The sequence below is a fragment of the Herbiconiux oxytropis genome (assembly GCF_024979315.1).
GTDB lineage: Bacteria > Actinomycetota > Actinomycetes > Actinomycetales > Microbacteriaceae > Herbiconiux > Herbiconiux oxytropis.
On record NZ_JANLCK010000010.1, the window covers coordinates 44,215 to 70,808 of the forward strand.

29 protein-coding genes are annotated in these 26,594 nt (G+C 70.0%); 6 read left to right on the forward strand and 23 right to left on the reverse strand.

The window, feature by feature from the left end; genetic code table 11:
* Positions 1-164: 164 nt before the first annotated feature.
* The 10 genes from N1028_RS15860 to N1028_RS15905 all read right to left on the reverse strand — a co-directional run bounded on the left by N1028_RS15860 (position 165) and on the right by N1028_RS15905 (position 8,916).
* On the reverse strand, positions 165-515 hold the full coding sequence (locus N1028_RS15860; protein ID WP_259530363.1) for a hypothetical protein: 351 nt from the start codon (positions 513-515) through the stop codon (positions 165-167).
* Positions 512-1,099, reverse strand: a complete 588-nt coding sequence (locus N1028_RS15865; protein ID WP_259530364.1) for a hypothetical protein — start codon at positions 1,097-1,099, stop codon at positions 512-514. Before N1028_RS15865 ends, N1028_RS15860 begins: the two co-directional genes overlap by 4 nt.
* Before the next feature lie 450 nt (positions 1,100-1,549).
* Positions 1,550-1,810: a helix-turn-helix domain-containing protein gene (locus tag N1028_RS15870; protein ID WP_259530365.1), complete on the reverse strand. Its 261-nt coding sequence runs from the start codon at positions 1,808-1,810 to the stop codon at positions 1,550-1,552.
* Positions 1,807-2,091 (reverse strand): tyrosine-type recombinase/integrase, encoded by a 285-nt coding sequence (locus N1028_RS15875; protein ID WP_259530366.1) that lies wholly within the window; start codon positions 2,089-2,091, stop codon positions 1,807-1,809. The genes N1028_RS15870 and N1028_RS15875 overlap by 4 nt, the downstream gene beginning before the upstream one ends.
* A gap of 500 nt (positions 2,092-2,591) precedes the next feature.
* On the reverse strand, positions 2,592-3,218 hold the full coding sequence (locus N1028_RS15880; protein ID WP_259530367.1) for a GyrI-like domain-containing protein: 627 nt from the start codon (positions 3,216-3,218) through the stop codon (positions 2,592-2,594).
* Positions 3,219-3,244: 26 nt separating this feature from the next.
* Positions 3,245-4,528 carry an ABC transporter permease gene (locus tag N1028_RS15885; protein WP_259530368.1) on the reverse strand — a complete coding sequence of 428 codons (1,284 nt, stop codon included), beginning with the start codon at positions 4,526-4,528 and terminating at the stop codon, positions 3,245-3,247.
* Positions 4,525-5,232: an ABC transporter ATP-binding protein gene (locus N1028_RS15890; RefSeq protein WP_259530369.1), complete on the reverse strand. Its 708-nt coding sequence runs from the start codon at positions 5,230-5,232 to the stop codon at positions 4,525-4,527. The genes N1028_RS15885 and N1028_RS15890 overlap by 4 nt, the downstream gene beginning before the upstream one ends.
* On the reverse strand, positions 5,229-6,731 hold the full coding sequence (locus tag N1028_RS15895) for an efflux RND transporter periplasmic adaptor subunit (protein ID WP_259530370.1): 1,503 nt from the start codon (positions 6,729-6,731) through the stop codon (positions 5,229-5,231). The genes N1028_RS15890 and N1028_RS15895 overlap by 4 nt, the downstream gene beginning before the upstream one ends.
* Positions 6,732-6,891: 160 nt before the next feature.
* A complete protein-coding gene (locus tag N1028_RS15900) occupies positions 6,892-7,869 on the reverse strand; it encodes a hypothetical protein (protein WP_259530371.1) in 978 nt (325 codons plus the stop codon).
* Positions 7,870-7,881: 12 nt separating this feature from the next.
* Positions 7,882-8,916, reverse strand: coding sequence for a hypothetical protein (locus N1028_RS15905; RefSeq protein ID WP_259530372.1), 1,035 nt, complete (start codon positions 8,914-8,916; stop codon positions 7,882-7,884).
* Positions 8,917-9,096: 180 nt separating this feature from the next.
* On the opposite strand from N1028_RS15905, the gene N1028_RS15910 reads away from it, so the two are divergent.
* Positions 9,097-9,699: an HdeD family acid-resistance protein gene (locus N1028_RS15910; protein WP_259530373.1), complete on the forward strand. Its 603-nt coding sequence runs from the start codon at positions 9,097-9,099 to the stop codon at positions 9,697-9,699.
* Between the two features lie 25 nt (positions 9,700-9,724).
* On the opposite strand, the gene N1028_RS15915 is transcribed toward N1028_RS15910, so the two are convergent.
* Positions 9,725-10,201, reverse strand: a complete 477-nt coding sequence (locus N1028_RS15915; protein ID WP_259530374.1) for an NUDIX hydrolase — start codon at positions 10,199-10,201, stop codon at positions 9,725-9,727.
* A gap of 14 nt (positions 10,202-10,215) precedes the next feature.
* Entirely contained in the window at positions 10,216-11,001 is a 786-nt protein-coding gene (locus N1028_RS15920; protein WP_259530375.1) for an SDR family oxidoreductase, read from the reverse strand.
* Between the two features lie 122 nt (positions 11,002-11,123).
* Here N1028_RS15920 and N1028_RS15925 point away from each other — a divergent pair, with 122 nt between their 5' ends.
* From N1028_RS15925 to N1028_RS15940, 4 genes are all read left to right on the forward strand, one after another.
* Positions 11,124-11,621 carry an NfeD family protein gene (locus N1028_RS15925; protein WP_259530376.1) on the forward strand — a complete coding sequence of 166 codons (498 nt, stop codon included), beginning with the start codon at positions 11,124-11,126 and terminating at the stop codon, positions 11,619-11,621.
* Complete coding sequence (locus N1028_RS15930; RefSeq protein ID WP_259530377.1) at positions 11,618-12,547, forward strand: SPFH domain-containing protein; 930 nt, start codon at positions 11,618-11,620, stop codon at positions 12,545-12,547. Before N1028_RS15925 ends, N1028_RS15930 begins: the two co-directional genes overlap by 4 nt.
* Positions 12,525-13,358 carry a glycerophosphodiester phosphodiesterase family protein gene (locus N1028_RS15935; protein ID WP_259530378.1) on the forward strand — a complete coding sequence of 278 codons (834 nt, stop codon included), beginning with the start codon at positions 12,525-12,527 and terminating at the stop codon, positions 13,356-13,358. Before N1028_RS15930 ends, N1028_RS15935 begins: the two co-directional genes overlap by 23 nt.
* A 111-nt stretch (positions 13,359-13,469) precedes the next feature.
* A complete protein-coding gene (locus N1028_RS15940; RefSeq protein ID WP_259530379.1) occupies positions 13,470-13,835 on the forward strand; it encodes an RNA polymerase-binding protein RbpA in 366 nt (121 codons plus the stop codon).
* A gap of 18 nt (positions 13,836-13,853) precedes the next feature.
* Here the strand turns inward: N1028_RS15940 and lnt are convergent, their stop codons facing one another.
* From lnt to N1028_RS15990, 10 genes are read right to left on the reverse strand one after another with little or no spacing between them, the layout of a single operon-like run.
* Positions 13,854-15,446, reverse strand: coding sequence for an apolipoprotein N-acyltransferase (gene lnt, locus N1028_RS15945; protein WP_259530380.1), 1,593 nt, complete (start codon positions 15,444-15,446; stop codon positions 13,854-13,856).
* A gap of 2 nt (positions 15,447-15,448) precedes the next feature.
* Entirely contained in the window at positions 15,449-17,941 is a 2,493-nt protein-coding gene (locus tag N1028_RS15950) for a DEAD/DEAH box helicase (RefSeq protein WP_259530381.1), read from the reverse strand.
* A 23-nt stretch (positions 17,942-17,964) separates the two neighbouring features.
* Complete coding sequence (tatC, locus tag N1028_RS15955; protein ID WP_259530382.1) at positions 17,965-18,717, reverse strand: twin-arginine translocase subunit TatC; 753 nt, start codon at positions 18,715-18,717, stop codon at positions 17,965-17,967.
* A gap of 51 nt (positions 18,718-18,768) precedes the next feature.
* Positions 18,769-19,029: a Sec-independent protein translocase subunit TatA gene (gene tatA / locus N1028_RS15960; RefSeq protein ID WP_259530383.1), complete on the reverse strand. Its 261-nt coding sequence runs from the start codon at positions 19,027-19,029 to the stop codon at positions 18,769-18,771.
* 5 nt (positions 19,030-19,034) lie between these two features.
* Positions 19,035-19,373, reverse strand: a complete 339-nt coding sequence (locus tag N1028_RS15965) for a hypothetical protein (protein ID WP_259530384.1) — start codon at positions 19,371-19,373, stop codon at positions 19,035-19,037.
* Between the two features lie 10 nt (positions 19,374-19,383).
* On the reverse strand, positions 19,384-20,406 hold the full coding sequence (locus N1028_RS15970; protein ID WP_259530385.1) for a helix-turn-helix transcriptional regulator: 1,023 nt from the start codon (positions 20,404-20,406) through the stop codon (positions 19,384-19,386).
* Positions 20,396-21,424, reverse strand: coding sequence for a helix-turn-helix transcriptional regulator (locus N1028_RS15975; protein ID WP_259530386.1), 1,029 nt, complete (start codon positions 21,422-21,424; stop codon positions 20,396-20,398). The genes N1028_RS15970 and N1028_RS15975 overlap by 11 nt, the downstream gene beginning before the upstream one ends.
* 24 nt (positions 21,425-21,448) lie before the next feature.
* Positions 21,449-22,351 carry an FKBP-type peptidyl-prolyl cis-trans isomerase gene (locus N1028_RS15980; RefSeq protein ID WP_259530387.1) on the reverse strand — a complete coding sequence of 301 codons (903 nt, stop codon included), beginning with the start codon at positions 22,349-22,351 and terminating at the stop codon, positions 21,449-21,451.
* 54 nt (positions 22,352-22,405) lie between these two features.
* A complete protein-coding gene (locus N1028_RS15985) occupies positions 22,406-23,494 on the reverse strand; it encodes a tRNA (adenine-N1)-methyltransferase (RefSeq protein WP_259530388.1) in 1,089 nt (362 codons plus the stop codon).
* Positions 23,491-24,162 carry an HAD family hydrolase gene (locus N1028_RS15990; protein WP_259530389.1) on the reverse strand — a complete coding sequence of 224 codons (672 nt, stop codon included), beginning with the start codon at positions 24,160-24,162 and terminating at the stop codon, positions 23,491-23,493. The genes N1028_RS15985 and N1028_RS15990 overlap by 4 nt, the downstream gene beginning before the upstream one ends.
* Positions 24,163-24,252: 90 nt before the next feature.
* Between N1028_RS15990 and N1028_RS15995 the strand changes: the two genes are divergently transcribed.
* Positions 24,253-25,149, forward strand: a complete 897-nt coding sequence (locus N1028_RS15995) for a PAC2 family protein (RefSeq protein ID WP_259530390.1) — start codon at positions 24,253-24,255, stop codon at positions 25,147-25,149.
* A 109-nt stretch (positions 25,150-25,258) separates the two neighbouring features.
* On the opposite strand, the gene mshC is transcribed toward N1028_RS15995, so the two are convergent.
* Positions 25,259-26,581, reverse strand: coding sequence for a cysteine--1-D-myo-inosityl 2-amino-2-deoxy-alpha-D-glucopyranoside ligase (mshC, locus tag N1028_RS16000; RefSeq protein ID WP_259530391.1), 1,323 nt, complete (start codon positions 26,579-26,581; stop codon positions 25,259-25,261).
* Between the last annotated feature and the right edge of the window lie 13 nt (positions 26,582-26,594).

Genomic DNA, 26,594 nt, shown 5'->3' on the forward strand with positions numbered 1-26,594 from the left:
CCATCACATTCTTCGGGTCGAGATCAAGCTCGTCGGCACGCCGGCCTTCGATGCGCGGCTGGGTGAATTCGACTCTGGAGCTGACGCTGACGCGCTGGGGGGAGTTCCTTCGCGTCCTCGCTGACCGGCCGTCGTGCTGGTAGCGAGCAAGATTCGATCTGGAGCTATTCCCGCCGGCTGGCGTAGGTGGCGAACTCGACGGCGTTCTCGTTGGCGTGTTTCGTGGTGACTTGGTCGCTATAGGCGAAGAGGTCAGCGACGAGTGGTGCGGGCTTGGTGGTGACGAGGTCGTCGAGGGCTCGGTTTCGGTTGGCGAGTGGGTTCAGGCCGAGTTCGCGGATCTGGGTGAGCAGATAGCTGTGGGTGATGTGGTGGCCGGCCTTGCCTCCGGGGAAGAGCCAGGGGAGTGGCCGGTGCTTCTCGTTGGCCGGTGAGCGGTCGGCGAGGTGCTGTTCGATCAGGGTGGCGAAGAGCGCCGGGAGTTCGACCGGCTGAGCGTCGACGATGATGATCATGCCGTTCTGCTCCCTTTGGACGGCGGTGGTCGTGAGTGAGCAGACGCGTGAGAGCGGTTGCGCGAAGAGCGGAAGGAGCAGGGCCGCAACTCGCGTCGAGACCGGGATAGTTGTGTTGTCGAGACAGTTCCGGATCTCTGGGTGCAGGTGGCAAGCGTGTGATTGGCGTCGTCCTTGAGCCAGGTGAGGAAGGTGATTGCTGCGGTGATCTCTTGTTTCGCGTTGTGGGTTGCGTCCTGGCTGGTGGTGCCCGCGGACGATCGTTTCCGAATGCTGCGGAGGTGATGCCAGCGGGCGAACAGTTCGATCGGGCGGCGCATTGTGGCGTCGGTGATCGGAGCGAGTTTGTCGTCGAGCCAGCGTTCGAAGCGGGCGAGGGCATCGTCTCGGGGCGGCAGTTGCCCGGTGTCGACGAGGATGGCGCGAATGTGCTCGATGTGGCGGCCGGGACGGAGGGCGTCGAGGGCTTTGTGGGTGGGGGCGAGGGTGCCGTTACCGAGCTGTGTGAGGACGTCGATCACGCCGAGGTGTCGCATCCAGGTGATGATGCTCTCGGGGCGGTCGGCAGTGACGAGCGCTTCCAAGAGCGCGGTCCCGGTCGACTTCGCGGTGCCCTCGGGCGTGAGGAGATCTTCGAGGTCGACGCGGAGGCTGCAGCGGGCGCAGGTTCCTCTGCGCTAGCGGGGTCGTTCTTCGTGACAGGTCTCGCAGTGGAACTGGGCGGGAATGCCGGCGCAGTCAACGCAGATGCTCCGACGCTGCGTGTCGAGTCCGGGCATCATCCGGTCGGCGCCGCATCCGGGACAGGCTCCGCGGGTGTGGGTGGCGGTGGCGAAGCAGATCCCGCAGAGATCCCCGTCGGGCCAGCGGGCGGCGATCCTGTTGCGGCCGCGGCCGCAACGGTCGCAGTGCAGGTTCCCGGTCGAGCGGGGTCGGCCTCGTCGTTCGACCGGCCTTGGCTGCTGGTTAGTCATCGCGGACGACGCGTGCCCGTCGTGGGCGGGCCTGGGTGTTGAGGTCGATGACGTCGGAGTTCACGATCTTCTTAGCGGCTTCGCGTTCTCTGCCGCGACGGTGATGAGTTCGGCGGGGGTGCAGTGGAAGATGTCGCAGAGCGCCGAGAGGATCGGTAGCGAGATGCGTTCGGGTCGGTTGGTGACGAGGCGATAAACCTGCGAGGCCGACAAGGTGATTCCGCGTTCGGTGAGGTGGGAAGCGAGGTCGGTGGTGTTGTGCATGGCGTTGCGGGCCATGAGTTCAGCGAGGTGCCACTGGTAGTCGACGGCGCGGGTCATGGTGTGGGGGCCTTCCGGTTGAGGGCGTCGGTGATGGTCTGGTCGAGCACGCGGCGGAGTGTGCGGGTGCGGTAGTCGCTGGAGACGGAGGTGTAGAGGCCAGTGGTCGAGGCGTATTCGTGGCCGACTTGCCGCTGGACGAAGAGGGCGTCGTAGCCGTCCTCGATCAGATGCGTGACGTAGGAGCGGCGCAGCGAGTGGAAGTCGAGGCCGGGGGAGAGGGCGAGCTCGTCACGGTAGCGGCGGAACCTCGCGCTCAGCGCGGCCTCGACAACCATCATCACCGCCAAAATTCGTGTATCAGTTGCAAGATATTTGCATTAAACGCATGATTAGATCAGTGGGTGTGTAATCGACAATCTCGACCACGATGGGGAGACGCACGAAACTCTGAGTTCAGAGTGGCCCTGTGTGAACGGCATCGATCGACGCTGCCTCGATCGCGCTGACCAGAGGCATCGACCGCGGCAGGAGTGCCTTGCTCCGTCCAATTCAGGGACGAGACCTCCGAGAATCGGATCGTGCCGAGACGACTGTAAAAATGCTCACCCTGGCGCGGAGGAAGCAGTTCGGGGTGATCCCGGGCAAACACGAGATCGATGTCGATCTCGAGCGAGCCCGGTCGCGCGAGGATCGCAAGCACCCAGCGTTCCTCCAACACAAAGTGCTGCAGGGTAGGTAGGGCCGTGTAATCAGGCATGTCCGAAGGCTATCGGCGGGATAAGGCCGGGGCGTGCATCAGATGCGATATTGCTCGTTTCACTTGACATAATGTGCATTATCAGCGCGTCACCGGCTGGCGGAGAAGGGTGCGGAGGCGGGCTGGTTCGACGCGGCGGGCGTCACTGAGGTAGATCTCGTGGTGGAGGCCGCGCATCCGGTAGCCGAGGCCTGGGATGACCTCGTCGTGGAGCTGCTGGAGGATGGCGGCCTCGTCGTCGTAGCTCCCGACGTGCAGGGTCTGCACGCAGGTCTGTTCCTGCAGCGTCTGCAATCGCAACAGCTCCGCTGCCCGCCCCACCGCTGCCGAAGAAGCTGTTGACATAATGACGTCGCGGGCTTCGTCGAGCATCGACTGCGTGATCCAGTCCGGTACCATCATCAGCAGGGTCCATGCCCAGGCCGACTTGTCCCGAGCCGTGGTGAACGTCGTCATGTCGTCGGCTGTCCAGAGGCCTTCCAGCGGCATGACCACATAGTCGCGATCAAGCTGAGCTCTGCTCATGAACTTGAGCTTGTAAGCCAGCGGATAGAGGGCCTCGAGGGCTGAAGCGTACTCCGGCGCGCAATTGGGATCGCCGTAGCCGTCGATGGCTAGGTAGGTGAGTTCGGGCACCTCGAGTACCCGGAACGCCCCGGGCTTGCCCGGCCGGTAGCAGTCGAGAGATTTCTTGAAATCGGTCTTCATGGCTCACCCCGGCATCAGAGTAGCGCTCACGACGAGCGCAGGGCATCGGCGGGCTCTGTGCGCGCGGCCTTCGCGGCGGGATAAGCGCCCGCGGTGAGGCCCACCACCGCGCCCAGCCCCGCGCAGCCGAAGGCCAGCGGGAGGTCGAGCACCGGTGTCCAGCCTCGGAGCGCCGAGACCGCCACGATCGCGAGCACCGCCAGCGCCACCCCGATGACTCCCCCGAGTGCGCCCACGACCACGGATTCCAGCACGAACTGCGCCCCGATCTGCCGGCGCGTGGCCCCGAGAGCACGGCGCAGGCCGATCTCGCCCGTGCGTTCGGAGACGCTCAGCGTGGTCACGTTCGCTATGCCGAGACCGCCGGCCAGCAGGGTGATGAGGCCGATGGCGAGGAAGACGATGTCGAGGTCGTCTCCCACCTCGTTCTGCAGGGCGGTCGGACGGCTGGGCGCCGCGACGGTGAAGACGTCGGGCTCGTTCGGGTCGAGGGCGATGGGTGCCTGCCGCGAGACGAGCTCGCCGGCGGCGCTGTCGAGGTGCAGAGCGACGAGATCGGGAGGGACGGAGGGGAAATCGCGGCGGGCCGCACCCGTGGGGATGACCACGGCTCCTGCGAGGTGCGCCTCGGTGACCGACTCCCCCAGGATGCCGATGACCGTGTAGCTGCGGTCGCCGAGAAAGACGGAGGGCTGCGCCTCCAGGCGCCGGATGCCGAGGGTCGCCGCAGCATCGGAGCCCAGGATCGCCACCCGGTCACCTCGCGCGTCGTGGCCCGCGTCGAACGCGCGACCCGCCACGAGATGGGCCCCGATCGCCTCGACCAGCTCGCCCGAGCTGGCGTAGACCGGCGGCGGGGTCGTCTCGGGCTCCGAAGGATCGTGGACGGGGACGGCGCTCACCCGGAGGCCCTCCGTGGGGAGCGCGGTGAGGGTGGCCGCCGCGAGCACCCCCGCCAGCCGCCGCACCCGATCGGCCGAGTCGTCGGGCAGCGCTGCGGCAGCGCGCTCCTCGCCGTCGGCGCCCTGCTTCTTCTGCGGGGTGATCTCGGCATGCTCGGCCGCCACGCGGTCGAAGTGCGCGTCGAGCTGACCCCCGGCGGTCTGCCCGAGGCCCACCGTGAGCACGAGCGCGCCGATGCCCACGACGGTGCCGAGAAGGCTCACGAACAGCCGAAGCGGCCGGGCGCCCACGCCCTCGAGCACTTCGGCGGCCAGATCCCGGAGGTCGAACCGGGCTGCCCTCGACGATGCCGCCCCGCCGGATAGCCGTGGGCCGATCCGCAGATCATGCCTCCTCCTGGCCGTCATCGGGCGATCTCGCTGAGCCGGCCGTCTGTGATGACCACGCGGCGCCGGGCACGCGAAGCCACCTCGGGGTCGTGGGTGATCACGACGATGGTGAGGCCGTCGGCGTGGAGGTCGTCGAAGAGCGCCAGGACGGCGTCGGCGTTGGCGCGGTCGAGGTTGCCCGTGGGTTCGTCGGCGAGCAGCAGCCGCGGATCGGTGCAGACGGCTCGGGCGATCGCCACGCGTTGCCGCTCGCCACCCGAGAGCGTGGCCGGGAACGCCTCGAGACGATGCCCGAGCCCCACCCGCTCGAGCGCGGTCCTGGCTCGGATCGAGCGCTCGTGCCGCGGGATTCCGCCGTAGGTGAAGGCGAGCATCACGTTCTCCCGCACCGTGCGCGTGGGCAGCAGATGGAACGACTGGAACACGAAGCCGATCCCCGAACCGCGCAGCCCCGACCTCCGCCTGTCGTCGAGAGCTGCGGTCGGCAGGCCGTCGAACAGGTACTCCCCCGTGCTCGGCCGATCGAGGAGCCCCAGGATGTTGAGGGCCGTCGACTTCCCCGCCCCGGACGGTCCCGTGATGGCCACGTAGTCTCCGGAGGGCAGCTGCAGGTCGATGCCGCTGAGGGCCGTGACCGCACGGCCGGAGCCGAACGAGCGGCCCACACCTCGCAGCTCCACCAGCGGTGCCGCCTGGTCGGCCCGTGCCTCGACGATCGTCATCGGCCGACCACCACCCTCGCGCCCGCGCGCACCCGCGGGTCGGGCGAGCGGATCTCGACGAACCCGCCCGCGGAGAGACCCGCCTCCACCTCGACGAGAGCGGATCCGCTCCCACCGCTGCCGGCGCTCGCGGGAGAATCGCCGGATCCGTCTTCGTCCGGCACGAGCTCGATCCGCGCCTCTCCCCCGGGCCCCGCGGTGAGCGCCACGACGGGCACCGCGAGAACCTCGCCGTCGGTCGACTGCACCGGGATGCCCACGCGCACGTTGCTGCCCTTCAGGGACTCGCGTTCCTGATCCGTCAGCTCGCCCGGCGTGAGGACCACGTCGAAGCGCTTGCCGCCGGCCGCACTCTCTGCCGAGTCGTCTGCTCCGCTCCCCTCCTTCTGAGCCGCGACGGAGGCGACGGTGGCCGGATGCTCGACCCCGTCGGCACCCTCGAAGGTCGCCGCCGCACCGGGGGCGAGCAGTTCGGCGTCGGCGGCGGACGCCGAGCCCTGAAGCACGAGCTCCGCACCGGAGACCGAGAGCGCCGCACCCGTCGTGACGCTCCCCCGCTCCGCAGTCACGGCATCCACTCTGCGTGGAAGGGACGTGAGGTAGACGACCTCCGCCGAGGGCAGGCCGGTGAGCGCCTCCTCCTCGGCGCGGACGAGGGCGGCCCTGGCGTCGTCGAGCTGCTCCTCGGCCGCTGCCAGACTCGCCTGTTCGGCACTCGTCCGGGGTGGTTCCAGGAGCTCGTCGCGTCGTGCGAAGGCGAGCGCGAGCTCGTCTTCGAGTCGCGCGACCAGGGAGTCTTCCCGCGGGACGGCGTCCACGGCCGCGGCCAGCGCCCGCTGAGCCTCGCGCACCTGGTTGTCGGCCTCGACCCGAGCCGCCATGGATGGCCCTGCGGCGGCCGTCGACACCGCCGCGCCGGCCTGCTCCACGGCGGCCTCGGCGCTGCGCACCGCCGACCGGGCACCGGCGAGCTGCTGCTCCACCTCAGGGCCCGATCCGGGCGGCGGATAGCCCGCCCGCCGGTAGAGCTCGCCGACGGCCGCGGCGGTCGCGGCGTCGTAGGCATCCGACGTCGTGTCTCCGGCATCGAGGCCGACGCCGGCGAGGGCGGCCTTGAGCTGGAGCACGTCCGGCCCCGAGAGCCCGGCCCGCAGCGAACGGTACGCCGGCAGCGCTCCGGGCAGCACGAGGAGCGGCCGCCCGGCCACCTCGAGTGCAACCGATCCGGCGTCGAGCGTGCTGCCGACCTCAGGCACGCGCCCGGTCACGACCGCCGGACCGCTGAGGCCCGTGGTGTCGACTTTCACGTCGACCGCGTCGGCGTACGCGACGTCGGCCCGTGTGGTGACCGTGTTCTGGATGACCCGGCGTTCGATCGGCGCCGTCACGGGCCCCGCTTCCGGCGGCCTGGCCGCGGCCGCCAGCTCGGCGGGAGACACCACGAACCGGCTGAGCGCGACCCCGGCCCCGAGAGCCACCACGGCCACGACAGCGATCACCGCCACGAGCCGGGGCCCGCGCAGCCGGCTTCCGGGAGCCGACGGTCTCGGGCGCTCCGCTCTGGGCTGCTCCGCTCGCGACCTCTCCGCTCGCGACCTCTCCGCTCGCGACCTCTCCGCTCGAGGACTCCCCGCTCCAGATCGATGTGGCCTCGGCCGCTCAGGATCCGAGCCGCGCGACGAGCGCATCGAGTTCCTCCCGGTGGGTGTCCACGAACACCTGCTCCACCTTGAGCTGCTCGGCGGCCAGCGCTTCGGCGTATCCGTCGTCGCGGGAGCACTCGAAGTCGGCGGTCGCCACGGCGATCTCCTCAGACTGCAGCGCGTCGAGTGCGGCGGGGTCGGGTTCCTCCCCGTCCGGGCCGAGCAGCTCGCCGTACCGATGGTCGAAGTCGCTGGCGGCCTCGTCCCTCCTTTCGTACTCGGCGTGCCCGGCCTCCGCCATGCAGTCCGACCAGGCCTCCTCGGCCGCGAGAACGGCCGGAGCCGCCTCGGCCTTGTCGTACTCGCGCTCGAGGAGCATCAGCAGGGACTGGAGCTGGGGGTCGTCCGGCTCCGGTCCTGATCCGAGTTCGTGGTCGGCGGCGCCCATGCAGCCACCCTCCGACCATTCGTACTGGTGGGACTCGTCGGCGGAATCCCCGCCGGAGGCGACCTCCGCCCCCGAGCCCTGCGGGAGGCCCCAGAGTGCCTCGTCGTACGCCGATCGCTCCTCCTCGCTGAGCGACTCCACGTACGCCTGGTTGGGATCGGCACTCGCGCCGGGATCGGTGAACTGGAATGCGCCGCTCGAGATGCCGTAGCCGTAGGTGCGGGCGAACTCCTCGGTACCGAAGGGGATGGCGAGCTCGCCACCCGCCGTGGAGCGGAAGTCAGGTTGGTACTCGAACCCCTCCTTCTTCATGCACGCCGCTGCGGCGTTCTGCAGGGCGACGTCTCGTGCTTCCTTCTCCTCCTCCGACTCACGTCCGTAGAAGACGGAGAAGTACGGATCGAGCGGCCCCGCATCGGCGGACGCAGACGCGGACGCACGCGTAGGCGTAGGCGCCGACGCCGGCGGGGCGCCGCCCGGGTCGGTGCAGCCGCAGAGGATCGGTACGAGGAGCAGTGGGATCGCCGCGAGCCGGCTCGCAGTCATGACGCGCATCCGTCACTCACCGCCGTGACGGGCCAGGAGGGCGTCGAGGGCTTCGCGGTGCTCATCGACGAAAGCCTGTTCGCGGGCCAGCTGCTCTGTCTCGATGGTGTCGGTGTAGCCCGTCGACTCTCCGCACGCGAAGTCGGCCGTGGCTGTCGCGATCTCCTCGTTCTTCAGTTCGTCGAGCGCGACCGGGTCGGGGGCCCCGTCATCGTCGGCCGAGCCCGAGCCCGAGCCCGAGCCCGAGTCCTCGGGCGACCCGGCTTCCTGCAGCTCGTTGAAGCGCTCGTTGAAGTCGTTGACCGGATCGTCCTTCTTCTCGTAGCCGGGGAAGCCGGCCGAGGCCAGGCAGTCCGACCACGCCTTCTCCGCCGCGATCACGGCGGGGATCTCGCGCGCCTCCATCCAGATCGCGCCCATCTCCTCTACGAGCGATGCGAACTCCGGATCCATCGAACCGGTGTCGCCGAACTCGTGCTGAGCCGCCCCCATGCAGCCCGCCTGCTTCCAGTCGTAGTCGGCGGAGACATCGACCGAGGGTTCATCGGTCGAGCCGGTCGAGCCGGCGGAATCGAGCGCCTCGGGCGGGGCACCCCACAGCGCCGTGCCGTAGGCGGCCTGCTCCCCCGGGCTCAAGGAGTCGATGTAGTCCTGGTTCGGGTCCTCGTACTCCCCCGATCCGCTCATCTCGTCGAACGCGCCTGTCGAGACCCCGTACCCGTAGGTCGTCGCGAACTCCTCGCTCCCCCACGGGATCTCCATGTCCTCCGTGCTGAACGACGCCGAACCCAGGGACGGGTCTGGCGTGTAGGAGAAGCCCTCTTCCTTCATGCACGCGGCCACCGCATCCTGGATCGCGGCGTTCTGCGCCGCCTGCTCCTCCTCCGAGCCGCTGCCGTAGAGCGCCGAGTAGTAGGGCTCGAGCGGGCTCGGCGGCGATGACGACGACGGCGCCGCCCCCGGCTCCCCCGCGCACCCCGCGAGGAGCGCGACGACGACCAACGGGATCGCGACACCCGCGACCCGCCACGATGATGCTGATGACATGACTGCTTTCTGCCCGCACCCCCGAAGGTGACGATTGCTCGACTCAGGATATGTGCGGCGCCCGACATCGCCAGGCGCCCGCAACATGCTCCCGGCACTTTCCCACCGCGCTCATAAGTGGCGCTAGATTGTCTGCGACAGACCGCCTCGCCGTGAGGCGGCTCGCAAGGGGGCAACACCATGACCACACCCACGATCAACCCGACGGGCTTCTGGCTCTTCGAGGGCGACATCACCGCCGCCGCCGGCCGTTGGCTCAAAGCCGGGCTGTGGATCCGCGCGATCCTCTCACTCGTGCTCGGCATCGTCGTGCTCGTGCTGTCGTTCAACAACCCGGATGCGATCGTGTTCACGATCGCCCTGTTCTTCGCGATCTACTTCTGGATCGTGGGACTCGTGCGCGTCGTCGCCGGCATCGTGAACAAGGGCGTCTCGGGCGGCATGCGTGCGCTCAACATCATCCTCGGCGTGCTGCTCATCGTCGCGGGCGTCGTCGCCATCCGCAACGAGGTCGTCGCGCTCGTCGCCCTGGCGCTCGTGATCGGCTTCTCCTGGATCCTCGAGGGCGTGCTCGCTGTGATCGAGACCGCCAAGGACTCCTCGCAGTGGTTCGGCACGATCCTCGGTGTGATCTCGGTGGTCGCCGGCATCATCGTGATCTTCCTGCCGCTCGAGTCGATCGGCATCCTGGTGCTCTTCACCGGCATCATGCTCATCGTCACGGGCATCATGGCGGCCATCACGGCGATCATGCTCGGGCGCACCAAGAAGTCCGTCGCCTAGCGGCAGGCGAGCGACCTGCGACAGCTCAGAGCGACTGCGCGAGCAGCTCCGCCAGAACGGCCGGCTCCACGGAGTCGGCCGTTCCGCGGATCGCCGAGAGGCTCCACCACCGCCACTCGAGCACGTCGACCCGTTCGTCGTCGGTCCAGTTGGTGTCGACGGGGTCGAACCGGTCGACCACGAGCCGGTACCACTCCTCGTGGTAGTCGCGCTGCACTCCGGGTGCCGGCGATGCCGTGAAGTCGCGCGACCAGAACGGCGTGCCGAGCGACGACGGCGGCACCGTGAGTCCCGTCTCCTCGAAGAGCTCGCGCACGGCCGCATCGAGATGGTCCTCCCCCGGGTCGAGGTGACCGCCGGGCGTCAGCCACCGGGTGGGGTTCGACGGCACGTCGGCGCGCGTGAAGAACAGCAGCGCGTGCCCGTCGCGGTCGAGCAGCAGCACGCGCGACTTCAGGATGATGGCGCCGTCCGGCGTCGCCGCATCCGCTTCACCGCTCACGGACCGGGCTCCGGCTACTCGCCGGGGACGGGCGTGAAGCCCGAGACGTCGCCGACGTAGCGGGTGTGGTTCGCCGGGATGGGGTCGACCGCGGCGGCCGCGACCTCGGCCGCGAACTCGCTCACGTTGTAGAGCCGGCCGGCCGCCTCCTTGCGGGCGCCGATCGCGCCCGGGTTGGCGCGCTCGAGGAGCGTGGCCGTGATGGTGCCCTCGATCATGTCGCCCGAGACCACGACGAAACCGATGCCAGCCTCCTCGAGACGCGGGGTCATGGCCCGCAGTGCGTCCTCACCTGCGCGCTTGGAGAGCGCGACGGGCTCGTACTCCGGCATCGTGGGCGTGGTGGCGATGAAGTGCGCCTGGTGGCTCGTGACGAACACGACACGCGAACCAGGTGCGAGCAGCGGCAGGGCCGCGGTCAGCACGTCGACCTGGGCATCGCGGTTGAGCTTCATGGCGTAGTCCTCGGCCATACCGCTCTCCATGCCGCCCGAGGCGTTCATGACGAGGATGTCGAGTCCGTCGAGCTCGGCCTGCACGGTGTCGAACATCGCGGCGACCGAGTCGCTGTCGGTGAGGTCGGCGCCCACGACGATCGCGTTCCCGCCGGCTTCTCGGATGGAGTTCGCGAGCTTCGCCGCCCGCGCCTCCTTGTTGCGGTAGTTGATCACGACGGAGGCGCCGGCCTCGGCGAGGTACCCGACCGTGTCGGCGCCGATGCCGCGCGAGGAGCCCGTGACCAGGGCGCGCTTGCCGCTCAGCGAACCGGCGGCGAGGGGGGTGGCTGATGAAGTGGACACAGAGAGCTCCTCGTGGATCGGATGACCACCCGAGACTACCAAGTAGCCGTTGCTCCCTCCGGCACGGTGCCGAACCCTGCTAGCGTCGAGGCACGCCGATCGAATGCGAGAGGAGACCGACGATGCTCGAATTCCTCGACTCGTACGCCTGGATCTTCTGGCTGGGGCTGATCCTGCTGTTCGTGGTGATCGAGATGCTGACGCTCGAGTTCACCTTCCTGATGATCGCCATCGGGAGCCTCGGCGGCCTCATCGCCGGAGCCTTCGGAGCGCCCTGGTACGTGCAGGTGGTGGTCGCCGCGATCCTGTCGCTGCTGCTCATCCTCACCCTGCGGCCGCCGCTGCTGAAGCTGCTGAAGCGGGGTGGAGACCCGGCGAAGAGCAACGTCGACGCCCTCCTCGGCCTCGAGGGCCTCGTGATCGACCAGGTCACCGGATCGGCCGGCCACGTGAAGCTCTCCAACGGCGACACCTGGACCGCCAGGGTCTCGCCGCACACCGAACGCCGAGACCTGCAGCGCGGTGAGCGCGTGCTCGTCACCGCCATCGACGGAGCCACGGCACTGGTCGTGCCCGCCGCCGTCCCCCTCACCGAAACCCCGACCAAGGAGGCACCGTGAACGACACCGTGGGCCAGGTCATCCTGGTGATCGTCGTGATCATCATCGTCATCTTCGTGCTGGTGGTGGTCGCCCGATCCGTGCGGATCATCCCGCAGGCACGCGCCGGCGTGGTCGAGCGGCTGGGCCGCTACCACAAGACGCTCATGCCGGGCCTGAACATCCTCGTGCCCTTCATCGACCGCCTGCGCCCGCTCATCGACATGCGCGAGCAGGTCGTCTCGTTCCCGCCGCAGCCGGTCATCACCGAGGACAACCTGGTGGTCTCGATCGACACCGTCGTCTTCTTCCAGGTCACGGATGCGCGGGCGGCGACGTACGAGATCTCCAACTACCTCGGCGCTGTCGAGCAGCTCGCCACCACGACCCTCCGCAACGTGGTGGGTGGCCTCAACCTCGAGGAGGCTCTGACGAGCCGCGACGAGATCAACGGCCAGCTCCGGATCGTGCTCGACGAGGCCACGGGCAAGTGGGGCATCCGCGTGTCGCGGGTCGAGCTCAAGGCCATCGACCCGCCCGCGTCGATCCAGGACTCGATGGAGAAGCAGATGCGCGCCGAGCGCGAGCGCCGTGCCGTCATCCTCACCGCCGAGGGCACGAAGCAGTCGGCGATCCTCGAGGCCGAGGGGCACCGGCAGGGCGAGATCCTCCGCGCCGAGGGAGATGCGCAGGCCCAGGTGCTGCGCGCCCAGGGCGAGGCGGAGGCCATCACGACCGTGTTCAGCGCCATCCACAAGGGTGAGCCCGACAGCATGCTGCTGGCCTACCAGTACCTGCAGACGCTGCCGAAGATCGCGGAGGGTTCGGCGAACAAGCTCTGGGTCATCCCGAGCGAGCTCACCGAGGCGCTGAAGGGCATCGGACAGGCGTTCGGCGATCGGGGCACCCCGAAGGCGGGCGAGAGTGGCACGACGCCGCAGGGCTGACCCGGGCGAGTCGGCGGGGAGGGCCGGCGGCGGCTGGTTCGCTCCGGCGACTCCGCGCATCCTCGCCCATCGGGGACTGGCGCTCGAGGTGCCGGAGAACACGATCGCGGCGTTCGAGAAGGCCATCTCCGCGGGTGCCGCCTACATCGAGACCGATGTCAACGCCACGGCCGACGGCATCGCCGTGGCGGTGCACGATCCCACTCTCGACCGGGTGGCCGGCCGATCCGACCGCATCGCCGACCTCACGCTCGCCGAGCTCCGCGAGGTCGACCTGGGCGGGGGCGGGCGGTTCGCGACCCTCGCCGAGGTGCTCTCGGCGCATCCGGAGACCCGATTCAACATCGACATCAAGGCGGAGGATGCGGCCGCGCCGGCCGCGGCGGCCATCCTCGCCGCGGGAGCGCTCGATCGGGTGCTCATCACGTCGTTCTCGACGAAGCGGCGCCGGGCAACCGTCGACCTGCTCGAGCAACGACCGCTGGGCAGCCGGATCTCCGAGAAGCAGGTCGCAGCGTCCGCCTCGGCCCGGGAGTTCGTGCCGGCCCTCCTCGCGGCGAAGATCGGGCTCGTGCCCCTCGCCCGGCTCCTGCTGCGGCACGTCGACGCGGTGCAGATCCCGCAGCGGATCTGGCGCATCCGCACCACCACTCCCCGCACCGTGCGGAGGCTGCACGCGGCGGGCGTCGAGGTGCACGTCTGGACGATCAACGACCCGGACGAGGCCCGTCACCTGCTCGAGAACGGCGCCGACGGCATCGTCACCGACCGCGTCGACCTGATGCTCGAGCTCGTGCGCACACCCCCCTGATTGGGGCTGGCGCCGATCGCTGGGAGACTACTGGCAATAGCACGGATCGGAAAGGAATGCACCCACCGGACGGTTTATAACGTTGGAAGCAACGCGAGAGGAGACCACACAATGGCAGATCGCAGTTTGCGCGGAATGCGTCTGGGCGCACAAAGCCTTCAGAGCGAGGAGGGCGTCGTTTTTTCGCCCCGAACCACGTACACGTACCGATGCGCGACTTGTGGCCGTGACACCGAGATGGTGTTCTCGGCCGAGGCCGAAGCCCCCGAGATCTGGGAATGCAAGTTCTGCAGTCGGGAGGCGACGTTGATGGTGGGTTCGGAGCCCATGACCGTCGACCGTGCCGACGCGAAGACACCGCGCAGCCACTGGGACATGCTGCTCGAACGGCGCACGCGCGCCGAGCTCGAGGAGCTGCTCGAGGAGCGCCTGACCTACCTGCGCGCCCGTCGCGGCACACAGAAGATCGGCGCCTGAGCACCGGTCCACGGCGCGTCAGGAGCGCCGTTCCGCCTTCGGGCGGGGCGGCGCTCTCGTCGTGAGGGCCACCGCGAGGCCGATCAGCCCGAAGCCCGCGACCAGCCACTCGATCTGGAAGCCCGCGATCGCCGCCGGAGTCTGCAGGGTGGCCAGGGGCACATCCGCCACCATCGAGCCGGCCTCGTAGGCCGGGATCCCGACGATCCGGCTGCCGTCGGGCGCGATGATCTCGCTCGTGCCCACCGTGGAGATGTTCACCACCGACCGGCCGAACTCGACCGCCCGCAGTCGCGCGATCGCGAGCTGCTGGAGGTTCTCGTCTGTCTGCCCGAAGTCGGCGTTGTTGGTCTGCGCGAGCACGACCTGGGCGCCCTCGGCCGCCATGGCGCGCATGACGGCGTCGTCGGTGATGTCGAAGCAGATCGAGATGCCGGCGATCAGCCCGTCGATGTCGAAGGTGAGGTCGGTGGTGCCGAAGCTGTAGTCGCGGCTCACCAGGTCGATCAGGTCCGGTGCGAACGGGCGGAAGAACTCCCGGTTGGGCATCCACTCGGCGAACGGCACAGGGTGGCGCTTGTCGTAGAAGTCGGCGATCCCGCCGTCCTCCCAGAGCAGCGACGTGTTGAAGACCTCATCGCCCCTGGCCTGGATGGTGCCGGCCACGACCGGCACGCCTCCCAGCAGCTCGCTCACGGCATCGAGCGACTCCGCGGCGAGCGGCGACCGCGCCGGATCGAGATCCGAGGCGTTCTCGGGCCACACCACGACGTCGAGGCCCTGCTCCGACGCCAGTGGCATCGAGGCCGAGACGTGGTCGCTCAGGATGTCGCCCGGGGCGTGCACGGCGAAGAGCCCGGCATCCGAGTTGCCCTGCACGGCGGCGATGCGCGAGGTGCCCTCGGTGAGCGCGGGCCAGGCGGGGACGCCGAGGGTGGCGGCCACCGCGATGCCGGCGGTGAAAGCGCGGGTGGAGCGGGGCAGACCGTGCTCGCGGACGAGCTGGATGAGGAAGGCGACGAGCCAGACGAGCACGAAGCTGAGGCCCGCCATGCCGACCCAGGCCACGAGGTCGGTGAACGGGCTCTGCGACTGCGACATCGCGACCCTCCCCCAGGAGAAGCCGCCGTAGGGGAAGATCGCGTTCAGCCCCTCGCGGAGGGTCCAGAGTCCGGCGACGACGAGCGGGACCACGAGCAGGCGGCCCGTGCGGCTCGGCCAGGCGCGGTCGGCTCGCCGGTACACGAGCGCGATGAGCAGGGCGCCGAGGGCGAAGTACACGGCCTCGAAGCCCGTCAGCCCGATCCAGGGCAGGGGGCCGAGGTAGAGGGTGAGCCAGATGATGTGGGTGCCCCAGAAGGTCGAGCCGGCCACGAAGCCCACGAGCAGGGCGCTCCCGGCGCGCCGACCGATCAGCGCGACGAGCACGATGCCGGTGCCGAGCAGGGTGAGCGGCCACCAGCCCTTGTCGGGGAACCCGGCGTCGAAGGCGAGGCCGGCCCCGACGGCAGCGAGCACCGCGAGCCAGAGCGGGAGCAGCGGGCGCACGAAGGCGCCGGCGGCCCGAGGGAGCCGAGGCGCAGAAAGGGCCCGGAAGGCGGGATCGCTCACGCTCACGCCACCGACGAGTAGGCCACGATGCCGCGCCGCACCACGTCGATGGCCGCGCGGGCCGTCGTGGCGAGGTGCGCATCCGGAGTGCCCTGCAGCTGGTCGAGCAGGTCGATGGTCTGCTTCGTCCAGCGCACGAAGTCGCCCGCCGCCATGTCGGCGAGCATCAGCACCTCATCGAGTCCAGCGCCCTGCGCCCAGCGGTGCATGGCCGTCGCCAGGCCGGTCGAGACCGGCTCGGAGCCCGGGAGCCGGTGGTCGCGCTCGACGTCGTCGATCGTGGCCCAGAGCGTCTGGGTCTCGTCGAGCGCCTTGCGGAAGGCGCCGCGGGGCAGGTAGCGATCCGAGGAGTCGCCGTCGTCTCGGCGGGGCTCGTAGACGAGAGTGCAGGCGATCGCCGCGAGCGAGGCGGCGTCGAGCTCGTGCCAGACCTTGCGGCGGATGCACTCGGCCACGAGGAGGTCTCGTTCGCCGTAGATGCGCTTGAGGGTGTGGCCCTGGCGGGTGAGGGTCGTGACGCCGTGCTCGTCGTTCTGCAGGTAGTCGAGGCCGAGCAGCACGTCGGTGACGCGGTCGAAGACCTTCGCGATGACGTTCGTGCGGGTCTGGATCTGCTGCGTGAGCTTGTCGGTCCCGCGCTTGAGCGTAAACCATCGCTCGGCCCAGCGGGCGTGCGCCTCGCGATCCTTGCAGCCGTGCACCGGATGGGAGCGGAGCTGGCGCCGGAGCGAGGCGATCTGCCGCTGCCGCTTCTCGCGTTCGCCGCGCGGCGTCACGTCGGCACGACCGGCGCCGGAGCGCTCGAGGTCGGTGAGCTCGCGACGGATGCGCGCGTACTCGCGGAAGTCGCCGAGGTGGCAGGTCATCGCCTTCTCGAAGCCCGCGAGCGACTCCTCCTGCTGGCGAACCTTGCGCGCCAGGTCGACCACGGCGCGGTCGGCCTGGAACTGCGCGAACGACGACTCCAGGATCTCGCGGGCCCGTGACCGCCCGAACTGGTCGATCAGGTTGACGGCCATGTTGTAGGTGGGCCGGAAGCTCGAGTTGAGGGGGTAGGTGCGGCGCGAGGCCAGCGACGCGACCTCCTGGGGGTCGAGCCCCTCGCGCCACTGGATGACGGAATGGCCCTCGACGTCGATGCCCCGCCGGCCGGCGCGCCCGGTGAGCTGGGTGTACTCCCCCGCCGTGATGGGCACGCGCGCCTCGCCGTTGAACTTCTCGAGCTTCTCGAGCACGACCGTGCGGGCGGGCATGTTGATGCCGAGGGCGAGGGTCTCGGTGGCGAAGACGACCTTCACGAGCTTCTTCTGGTAGAGCTCCTCCACGACCTCCTTGAAGGCGGGGAGCATGCCGGCATGGTGGGCGGCGACACCCCGCTGCAGCCCTTCGGTCCACTCCCAGTAGCCGAGCACGGCGAGATCCTCGTCGAGCAGGGTGCGGCACCGGTCGTCGACGATGCGGCGGATCTCGTCGCGTTCCTCGGCGGTCGTCAGGCGCACTCCGGCGCGCAGCACCTGCTTGACGGCCTGGTCGCAGCCGACCCGGCTGAACACGAAGAAGATGGCGGGCAGCAGCCGATGCTCGTCGAGCAGGGCCACCACGTCGGGGCGGTCCATCCGCTCGAAGCCGTCGTGCCCTCCACGGTGGTAGCCGCCTCGACCGCCCCCGCCCCCGCGACCGCCGTTCCGACCTCGACCGCCGCCACCGACCCCACGCCCGCCGCTGTAGCCGCCGCGGTTGCGGTCGGCCCCGAGCGAGGCCCCGCCTCGCACGAGCTGGGCGAGCTCGGGATTCACCCGGTTCGTGGCCGCGCGGCCCGTGGAGTCGAACAGGTCGATGAGCTTCGTCTTCACGAGCGCGTGCTGGTCGAGCGGTACGGGCCGCTCCTCGGAGACGATCACCTCGGTGTCGCCGCGCACGGCCTGCAGCCAGTCGCCGAACTCCTCGGCGTTCGACACGGTGGCCGAGAGCGAGACGAGCTTGACGCTCTGCGGGAGGTGGATGATGACCTCCTCCCAGACCGCGCCGCGGAAGCGGTCGGCGAGGTAGTGCACCTCGTCCATCACGACGAAACGCAGGTTCCTCAGCAGATCGGAGTCGGCGTAGAGCATGTTGCGCAGCACCTCGGTGGTCATCACCACGATGCGGGCGTCGGCGTTCACGTTCGTGTCGCCCGTGAGCAGGCCCACCTCGTCCGGGCCGTATTCGGCCACGAACTCGTTGTATTTCTGGTTCGAGAGCGCCTTCATCGGAGCCGTGTAGAACACCTTGTCGCGCGCCGACTGCATGGCCAGGTGCACCGCGAACTCGGCCACGACGGTCTTTCCCGCTCCGGTCGGAGCCGCCACGAGCACGCTGCGGCCGTCCTCCAGCGCCCCGGCGGCCTCGATCTGGAAGGGATCGAGGTCGAACGCCTGGGCGCTGCGGAAGATCTCGACCTGCGGGTGCCCAGCGCGCTTGCGGCTGGCGGCGAACCGTTCAGCGGGGCTCAGCATCTCGTCCGTCTCTCCGGCGGCCATCAGACGGCCAGCTCGAGGTCGATGCGGGCGGCGATCCGGGCGGCCCGCCGGTCGTGCAGCCAGGCGATGCCGGCGGCTGCGAAGTAGAGGCCGATCATGGGGATGGCGAGGAGGAACATCGACATCACGTCGGCGGCGGGCGTGGCGATGGCGGTGAAGAGCGTGACCGCGAGGATGGCGATGCGCCACGACTTCAGGATGGCCTTCGCGGTGAGCACCCCGGCGAAGTTCAGCAGCACGAGGAACACGGGCAGCACGAACGCGATGCCGATGGCCAGCACGAGCTTGAGCACGAAGTCGAAGTAGGAGCGTGCCGTGAGCAGGGCCGTGGTGCCCTCGGGAGCGAAGCCCGTGAGCAGGGTCACCATGTGCGGCAGCACGAACCAGCCCGCCGCGCAGCCGGCGAGGAAGAGGGGGACGGCGGCGGCCACGAAGCCGATCGCATAGCGCTTCTCGTTCTTCTTCAGGCCCGGCATCACGAACGCCCAGAGCTGGTACAGCCAGACCGGCGACGAGATGACGACGCCCACGGTGAAGGCGATCTGGATGCGCAGGTCGAACGCCGACGAGACGTCGGTGAAGTTGAGGCTCGCGTTGCGGTCCTGCTCGGCCGCGAGTTCGGAGATCGGCCGGATCATGGCCGCGAGCACGACGTCGGAGACGACGAAGCCCGCGATGCTGCCGAGGACGATCGCCAGTGCGGCGAGGAAGAGGCGCTTGCGCAGCTCGATCAGGTGTGCGCCGAGCGACATCCTGCCTTCACGGGAGCGCTCGGGCCGCGGTGGCTTGACGGCCACGTGGCCCTACGACTTCGAGGTGTCCGAGGTGCTTCCCGGAGCCGGGGTCGTGCCCGGTGCCTGGCCCTCGGCCGTGTTCGTGACCACGCCGGTCTCCGCCGCCTTCTCGGCAGCGCTCTCCTCTTTCATGGCCTTGGTCTCGTTGCGGAAGATGCGCATCGACTGGCCGAGGCTCTTGGAGAGGGCGGGAAGACGGGTCGCGCCGAACAGAAGCAGGATGACGACCAGGACGATGACCAGGTGCCACCCGTTGAGGTTAGCGAACATGGGATCTACTTCCTTAGCGTCGGGATCGTCGGCGGATTGATGAGTAGTTTACCCCGCGCGAGTCGGGCTTCCCTGCGTGCCTCCCGCAGACGCACCCTGCGCTCCTGGTGAAGGTCATGGCGGCGGGCCATCTCGGGATAGCCGAGTGCGATCGCCCTCTCGGGCCGCTCGAGCGCGAGCTCCTCGACGTTCTCATTCAACTGCGCGACCTTGTCGCCGAGCTCCTCGAGGGCGCGGAACACCGCGGCACCCTTCTTGAACAGCCGCCAGCCGAGCCAGGCGAGCATGCCGAGAAGGCCGAGGACCAGGACGGTCCAGATGATCAGCCACGCCCACCACGCCATGTCGTCCAGCCTAGAGGGAGTTGTCGGCGGTGTAGCGCTCGAGCGCTCGGCTCGCCCACTCGACCACGGCGGCGCGGGCCTCGGGTGGGTCGACGACGGTGACGGCAGACGGTCTCGCGGCGGCCAGCCGGGTGAGTCCGTTGAGGTGTGCCACCCGGATGCGCGCGCGCACGCGGTCCCCCACCGGTTCGAGCCGGCGGGTGTCGACACCGGCCATGAACTCGCCGAGCAGCGCCATGGCGTCCGGATCGACGTCGACGGTCACCACGAGATCGTCGTCGCCGCCCTGGAACAGGCTGTCGCCGAGCGGCAGGTCGCCGTGCTCCTGGTCGACGGGACGGTCGGTCACGGTGACCTCGGTCATCCGGTCGAGCCGGAAGGTGCGGACCGCCTGGCGGAGGTGGTCCCAGGCGCGGAGGTACCAGTTCTCGTCGTCGGAGTCGATGCGGAGCGGGTCGACCTCGCGGCGCTCGGCGGAACCCCTCGACGAGAGGTAGTCGAACTCGAGCCGCACGCCGCGCGCGAGGGCGTCGCGCACCTCGGCGAGCGAGCCGGTGGAGTCGCTCGAGGCGATCGCGACCTGGCTCGGGCTCTCGGAGGCTCCGCGGGCGAGCTTGTCCATGAGCGAGGAGTAGACGCCCTGATCGACGTTCTCGGGCAGCGCCTGCAGGTACTGCAGCCCCGCGATGAGGGCCGCCGCCTCCCGGGCCGAGAAGCGCGGAGAGTCGTCGAGTGCGACCCGGTGGGTGATCACGATCTCGTCGTGCTCGTCGAAGGCGTCCCAGGAGATGTCGAAGAGGTCGCCGTGCTGGTACTGCGTGGTCTCCCCCGGCACGCCGGAGACGGCGATCAGGGAGACGGCGTCGCGAATCTGCTTCTCGGTCACCTGGAAGTGCGCGGCCGCCTCGGCCACGGTCACGCGCCCGGCATCGAGCACGTACGGCACGAGGGCGAGGAGGAACGTCAGGCGGTCCTGGGCGAAGGCGAGCGGTTCGGCAGGCGCCTTGGACGGTCGGTCGCGGTCAGCGGCCATCGGAGTCACCCCCGGTGCCCTCGGAATTGACGTCCACGGCCAGCCGGAGTCGCGCCTTGACGGCCTCGACGAGGTGGTCGGGAGAGCGCACGAGCACCTCGGGTCCGAAGCCCGAGAGCTCGTCGGCGAGCAGCGCGGCATCGGTGAAGTGCAGCGAGATCACATCATCCGCGCTGAGTTTCGCTCCGCGGCGACGGCTCAGCCGCACCGCGGCATCCGTGCCCGGCACGACCTCGATCTCGGCGACGTTGGCCTCCCACAGGGCATCGAGCTCGGCGAGGGCCTCGGCGGCGTAGTCGCCCGGCGCGAGCTCGAGCGGCTGGCGGCCGAGTTTGACGGCGCCGGAGATGCGGGAGAGCAGGAAGGTGCGCGGCTCGCCGACGCCCTGGTCGAAGGCCTTGAGGTGCCAGCGGCCCTGATGCTGCACGAGGGCGAGGGGCTGCACCGTGCGGAGCCGCGCTGCGGCGCTGCCGGGCTTGAGGTAGAGGAAGGTCGCGGTCAGGCCCCGGGCGAGTGCATCCGAGAGGGGGCCGAACGCGGCGTCGCGGGTGCGGATGCGCGGGGCGTAGCCCAGCACGGGCTCGGTCGTGTCGGCACCGATCGACCGCAGCTTCAGCAGCGCCCGGCGCGACTCGCGCGACAGCGAGCCCTCCCGCCAGGCCATGGCGGCGAGGTTCAGGAGCGTGATCTCCTCGGGCGAGAACGAGATGTCGGCGGGCAGCTCATAGGCCGCGCGCGGGATGCGGTAGCGCAGGCTCTGGTTGTTGCCGGGGTCGCCCGGCGCCTCGAGCGTCTCCAGCGGCACCCCGAGCTCACGGATGTCGTCTTTGTCGCGCTCGAACTGGCGCTCGAGGCTCGCATTGTCGCCGTGCACCTCGAACCGCTGCCGGTAGCCCTGCACTGTCGAGAGGATCTCGTTCTTGGTGAGGCCGGACTCGGTCGCGAGAAGTGCCAGCACGAGGCTGAACAGGCGCTCCTCCACAGGCACCGGCGGGACGGCACGGGTCTCGGAGGGCACGACTGAATCCTAGGCCGCTCGGGATCAGCTCGCGGGCAGGACGCCCACGATGTCGATGACGTACGCCGTGGCCGATCCGCTGCCGTCGGGCACCACCGCGAGCACCTCGGAGCCGACCGTCTGCCCCACGAGGAACTCGGAGATGCCGGCGGGCTGGCCCGCCGACGCGGCCGCGGTGTCCTCGGTCATGGTCCAGACCCCGGGCGTGCCGTCCTCCCAGGTCGAGCTCGTGACCTCGCGAGTGCTGTAGGAGACCGCGGTGGACTGCACGACGACGGTGTCGCCCGTGGCGATCTCGGCGCCGTCGCCCTTCTTCAGCAGAGCGCTCTTGGCCTCGTCAGGAGCCGTCAGCGATCCGATGGTCACACCGGGGCGGCCGTCGTCGGCGTGCACGACTCCGGGGAAGCCGGACTGTGCGGGCTGGGTGTCGCCGTCGGCGGCCTGCGGGAAGGCGGCGCTGATGTCGAAGACCATGACGATCGAGCCGGGGGCGCCGGCCACGATCTGGGTCGCCTCGTCGTTCGGCAGCACCACGACGGTGCGCTGACCCGCGGTGCTGCAGAGCAGGGCGTTGCGGAGTCCGGCGGGCAGTCCCTCGGAGACCACGAGCGCGGTGGCCTGCGTGGCTCCGGCGGGCTGGCCGCTCTCGCCGTCGTAGATCGTGTACGAGCCGGCGATCGTTCCGCCGATGCCGATGGGGTCGCCCTCGCCCTCGGTGAGCACTGAGGCCTGCGCCTTCTCGACCACGAGCGGGAACGGGAAGGTGGCTGCCGGGTCGGCCCCGATCGCGCCGTCGGCGGTCACGATCGAGCTCGCGCCGCCCGAGGGGGTGACCTTCGAGCAGTCGGGTGCGGCGGGTGCGCCGCTGCAGCCTGCGAGTGCGACCAGGAGGCCGGCCGACAGGGTGAGCGCGAGAGACTTGCGCACGGATCCTCTTTTCCTGCGTTCGACGAGCCGTGGGCCCGGTGAGCGAAAACTATCCTATTCGACCGCGTCGCCGGTGGCGTCCGCCGCGGTGGCGTCGGCCTGGGTGACGTCGGCATCGGTGACGGCACCCGCTTCCCGGGTTTCGCGGGCTTCGCGGGCGAGCGCCGCGTCGGCGGTCGCTGTGGCGGCGCGCACGCGCTTGCGGAGGCTCTTGGCGCTGATCCCCCGCTCGCCGAGGGCGCCCGGGGTCCAGGCCTCCATGTCCTCGTCCGAGAAGTCGCTCTTCGAGGCGCGGCGCTTGAGCTCGGGCAGCACGGCACCCGGGGCGAGGCGGCGGGCCGAGACGAGGAAGCCGGTGTGGCCGATCATCCGGTGGTCGGGGCGCACCGCGAGGCCTTCGACATGCCAGCCGCGCACCATCGTCTCGTTGGGCACGGGGTTGGTGAACAGTCCGGTGTCGCGGATGGCCTCGACCACGCGGGAGAGCTGGGTGACGGTCGCGACGTAGCAGAGCACCACGCCACCGGGCTTGAGCGCCTCGGCCACCGCGGGGATGCACTCCCAGGGCGCGAGCATGTCGAGCACGACGCGGTCGACGGTGTGAGCCTCGTGGGTGGCGGGAAGGGCCTCGACGAGGTCGCCGACCGTCACGGTCCAGCCCTCGGGCACCCCGCCGAAGTAGGCCGCCACGTTGCCGCGCGCCACGTCGGCGAACTCGTCCCGCCGTTCGAAGCTCGAGAGCCGGCCGGTGGGGCCGATCGCGCGGAGGAGCCAGAGCGAGAGCGCTCCGGATCCGACGCCCGCCTCCACGACGGTCGCGCCGGGGAAGACGTCGGCCTGGGCGAGGATCTGCGCCGCGTCCTTCGGGTAGATGATGGCGGCACCCCGCGGCATCGACATCACGAAGTCGGTGAGCAGGGGCCGGAGGGCCAGGTGCTCGACACCGACCGAGTTGGCCACGACCGAGCCGTCCGGGAGCCCGATCAGGGTGTCGTGGTCGATGAAGCCGCGGTGGGTGTGGAAGACCTTGCCGGATTCGAGGGTGATGCTGTTGAGCTTCCCCTTGGGACCGGTGAGCTGCACGCGATCGCCCTCACGGAACGGACCGCTGTAGTGCACCGCGCCCTGCTCGGTGCCGCTCATGCGCGCACCAGCATCGCGCCGAGCTCGGCGGCGCGGCGGCCGTCGAGAGTGGCCCAGATGACGTGGGCCCCGGAGTCGTCGAGCGGCAGCAGGTGCTGCACGCCCACGACGGCGGCGCCGGAGGCGACCGCGGAGGCGACCCCCGTCACCGAGTCCTCGATGGCCACACAGCGCGTGATGTCGACGCCGAGCGCGTCGGCGGCGCGGAGGTAGGGCTCGGGGTGCGGCTTCATCTCGGTCACGTCGTCGGCCGAGACGACGGCCGCGAAGGGCTCGAACGGCAGGAGGCCTGCGATGTGGTGGGCCATCCGCCCGATCGACATCGTGACGAGGGCCTGAGGCACGCCGGCGTCGTGCAGCTCGCGCAGCATCTCGACGGCTCCGGGCCGCCAGGGTGCGCGCTCGGAGACCTGCTCCATGACGCGGGACGAGAGGAGCTCGATGATGGCTCCGCCCTCCATTTGCACGCCGAACTCCTGCAGGATGCGCGCGGTGCGGTCGAGTCCGGAGCCCACGAGGGTCATGGCCGCCTCGTGCGTCCAGGTGCCGCCGTAGGAGGCGACGAGCTCGCCCTGCGCGGTCATCCAGTACGGCTCGGTGTCGACGATGGTGCCGTCCATGTCCCAGAGCACGGCGGAGGGGGCGGGAGCGGGATCGGTTTCGGTCACGGGCGACAAGTCTACGGTGTGCCGCCTATCCTTGACTGATGGCAGCCGCACCGTGCGGTGGTCCCGGAAGCTGGTGAGGTACCCATCACGGTGACAGACAACGGATTCCTGCACGGCAGGCTCCTCCTCGTGGCGTTCGAGGGCTGGAACGACGCGGGCGAGGCCGCGACCGGCGCGCTCAAGGTGCTGCAGGAGCAGCTCGAGGTCGTGCCGATCGCCGAGGTCGACGCCGAGGAGTACTTCGACTTCCAGTTCAACCGGCCGAATGTCACGGTCGACGACGAGGGCAAGCGCGTGCTCGTGTGGCCGGGAGCCACGGTCTTCGGCCCTGGCGACGAGGCGGAGTCGCGCGTCTACCTCCTGATCGGCTCCGAGCCTTCCCGCAACTGGCGCTCGTTCACCGCCGAGATCATGGCGACGGTCGTGGCGGAGGACATCACGGGTGTCGTGCTGCTCGGGGCCATGCTCGCCGACGTGCCGCACACCCGTCCCATCTCGATCTTCTCCACGAGCGAGAACCCCGTGGTGCGGAGCGAGCTCGAGATCGAGCGGAGCACCTACGAGGGCCCCGTCGGCATCCTGAGCATCCTGGCGGACGCCGCGGAGCAGCTCGGCGTGCCGACCGTGTCGGTGTGGGCATCCGTGCCGCACTACGTGCACAACGCCCCCTCGCCGAAGGCCACGCTCGCGCTGGTCGACCGGCTCGAGGAGCTCATCGGCGTGAGCATCAGCCGCGGCGAACTCGCCGACGAGTCGTCGGCCTGGGAGACGGGCATCGACGCCCTCGCGGGTGAGGACGAGGACATGGCGGCCTACATCCAGCAGCTCGAGCAGGCGCGCGACACCGTCGACTCCCCGGAGGCGAGCGGCGAGGCGATCGCCCAGGAGTTCGAGCGCTACCTCCGCAAGCGCGGCGACGGCCGCGCCGGCGGCGACGGCCGCGCGGGCGGCGACGGCCGGCCCGACGAGCCCTGGCGCCGGGACTGACCTGCGTCCCCCACTTGACAGAAGTTGTGCCTAGAAACGCCGACTTGGCACATCTTGTGTCAAGTCGGCGTTCTTTCGCGCAACTTCTGTCAAGTCGCCGAAGGGGCGGCTAGAGGCGGATGCCGAGGAGGGCGTCGACGAGGCGCGTGACGACCTCGGTCGACGAGGCCGTGTGGGCGCCGTCGAACCAGTCGTCGACGAGCCCGAGCGCGCCCGGCGTGTCGAGGTCGTCGTGCAGGCGGTTGCGCACGGCCTCGAGCAGGGCGAGTGCCGCGGCGTCGTCGGCCTCGGGATCGAGCTCGGAGTCGAGCGGCACGAGGCGCGCGGCTCCTGCCCGCCAGCGGGCGAGCCGCTCGGTCGCGAGCAGCTCGTCGCCCCGCAGCCACTCCCAGTCGGAGCGGTACGGGTGGCCGAGGATCGCGAGCCGGACGGCGGCCGGCTCGATGCCGGCCGCGCGCAGCTGGGAGACGAGCACGAGGTTGCCGAGCGACTTCGACATCTTCTCGCCGTCGAAGGCCACGAGACCGCCGTGCGCGTTCACGCGCGCGAACCGCTCGCCCGTGAGCGCTGTCGCGTGCGCAGCGCTGAACTCGTGGTGCGGGAAGACGAGGTCGCCTCCGCCGCCCTGCACGCAGATCGTGTCGCCGAGGGTGTCCCGCGCGATCACCGAGCACTCGATGTGCCAACCGGGCCGGCCGCGGCCGATCCCGATGCGCCCGTCGGAGCCGTCGGAGCCGTCACCGTCGACGTCCCACGCGGGTTCGCCCGCCCGGGCGGCCCGCCAGAGCAGCGGATCCAGCGGATCGCGCTTGCCCGCACGATCCGGGTCTCCCCCGCGCTCGGAGAACAACGCGCTCATCACGGCGCGGTCGAGACCGCTCTCGGAGCCCAGGGTCCACGGGGTCGCGGCTTCGGCGGCCGCGATGTCGAAGTACCAGTCCTCGTCGCCGGGGTTCAGCGCATCCGGAGTCGGCACACGATAGGCGAAACCGCGTGCGGCCAGCTCGGCCACGGCACCGGCGATCGCGTCGATGGTCTCGGTGACGCCCACGTAGGCATCCGGCGGGTTCACCCGCAGCGCCTCCATGTCGGTGCGGAAGAGCTCGACCTGGCTCTCGGCGAGCTCCCGCCAGTCCACCCCGGTGGCGGCCGCGCGCTCGAGCAGCGGGTCGTCGACGTCGGTCACGTTCTGCGTGTACGAGACCTCGAGCCCGGCATCCACCCACACCCGCACGAGCGTGTCGAAGGCGAGGTAGGTGGCCGCGTGGCCGATGTGCGTGGCGTCGTAGGGAGTGATCCCGCAGACGTAGAGCGTGGCCGGCGCGTCAGGCGACGCCGACTCGAGGTAGTGACCGCTCGCGTCGTCGTGGACGCGGGCTGCGGCTCCACGGCCGGGCAGCGCGGGGATGTCGGGTCGGGGCCAGGATCGCACTGATCAAGCCTAG

Excerpts from the sequence above, each read along its gene's own strand:
- N1028_RS15860 (WP_259530363.1), bottom strand. The coding sequence starts at position 515 with ATGATCATCATCGTCGACGCTCAGCCGGTCGAACTCCCGGCGCTCTTC.
- N1028_RS15870 (WP_259530365.1), bottom strand. The coding sequence starts at position 1,810 with ATGACCCGCGCCGTCGACTACCAGTGGCACCTCGCTGAACTCATGGCC.
- N1028_RS15875 (WP_259530366.1), bottom strand. The coding sequence starts at position 2,091 with ATGATGGTTGTCGAGGCCGCGCTGAGCGCGAGGTTCCGCCGCTACCGT.
- N1028_RS15880 (WP_259530367.1), bottom strand. The coding sequence starts at position 3,218 with ATGAAGACCGATTTCAAGAAATCTCTCGACTGCTACCGGCCGGGCAAG.
- N1028_RS15885 (WP_259530368.1), bottom strand. The coding sequence starts at position 4,528 with ATGACGGCCAGGAGGAGGCATGATCTGCGGATCGGCCCACGGCTATCC.
- N1028_RS15890 (WP_259530369.1), bottom strand. The coding sequence starts at position 5,232 with ATGACGATCGTCGAGGCACGGGCCGACCAGGCGGCACCGCTGGTGGAG.
- N1028_RS15900 (WP_259530371.1), bottom strand. The coding sequence starts at position 7,869 with ATGACTGCGAGCCGGCTCGCGGCGATCCCACTGCTCCTCGTACCGATC.
- N1028_RS15905 (WP_259530372.1), bottom strand. The coding sequence starts at position 8,916 with ATGTCATCAGCATCATCGTGGCGGGTCGCGGGTGTCGCGATCCCGTTG.
- N1028_RS15910 (WP_259530373.1), top strand. The coding sequence starts at position 9,097 with ATGACCACACCCACGATCAACCCGACGGGCTTCTGGCTCTTCGAGGGC.
- N1028_RS15925 (WP_259530376.1), top strand. The coding sequence starts at position 11,124 with ATGCTCGAATTCCTCGACTCGTACGCCTGGATCTTCTGGCTGGGGCTG.
- N1028_RS15940 (WP_259530379.1), top strand. The coding sequence starts at position 13,470 with ATGGCAGATCGCAGTTTGCGCGGAATGCGTCTGGGCGCACAAAGCCTT.
- N1028_RS15950 (WP_259530381.1), bottom strand. The coding sequence starts at position 17,941 with ATGCTGAGCCCCGCTGAACGGTTCGCCGCCAGCCGCAAGCGCGCTGGG.
- tatC (WP_259530382.1), bottom strand. The coding sequence starts at position 18,717 with ATGTCGCTCGGCGCACACCTGATCGAGCTGCGCAAGCGCCTCTTCCTC.
- tatA (WP_259530383.1), bottom strand. The coding sequence starts at position 19,029 with ATGTTCGCTAACCTCAACGGGTGGCACCTGGTCATCGTCCTGGTCGTC.
- N1028_RS15965 (WP_259530384.1), bottom strand. The coding sequence starts at position 19,373 with ATGGCGTGGTGGGCGTGGCTGATCATCTGGACCGTCCTGGTCCTCGGC.
- N1028_RS15970 (WP_259530385.1), bottom strand. The coding sequence starts at position 20,406 with ATGGCCGCTGACCGCGACCGACCGTCCAAGGCGCCTGCCGAACCGCTC.
- N1028_RS15985 (WP_259530388.1), bottom strand. The coding sequence starts at position 23,494 with ATGAGCGGCACCGAGCAGGGCGCGGTGCACTACAGCGGTCCGTTCCGT.